Origin of the sequence: Limimaricola sp. G21655-S1 (genome assembly GCF_027213785.1) — a bacterium.
Classification (GTDB): domain Bacteria; phylum Pseudomonadota; class Alphaproteobacteria; order Rhodobacterales; family Rhodobacteraceae; genus Limimaricola.
Window position 1 is genome coordinate 1 of record NZ_JAPWGO010000279.1, and the last position, 264, is coordinate 264.

The following is a 264-nucleotide window of genomic DNA, read 5'->3' on the forward strand; positions in this document are numbered from 1 at the left end:
CCTTCCGCCTGTTTGAGTGCGTGCTGAAAAAATTCGGTGTTACCACAGATTACGTGGATGGCACCGATACAGAAGCTGTTCTGGCAGCCTTGCCCGGTGCCAGCCTGATTTATCTGGAAAGCCCCACCTCATGGAGCTTCACCACGCAGGATCTGAGCGCCATAGGAGCCGAAGCACGTAGGCTTGGGGTGGTCTCGGTGATCGACAACAGCTGGGCGACACCGCTGTTTCAGCGACCGGCAGAGTTTGGCATCGACCTCATCG

General features: G+C 57.2%; 1 protein-coding gene. It reads left to right on the forward strand.

Annotated features, from left to right (window positions below; translation table 11 throughout):
- On the forward strand, positions 1–264 hold a 264-nt coding region (locus O4G76_RS20770; RefSeq protein ID WP_269399009.1), incomplete at both ends, for a PLP-dependent transferase.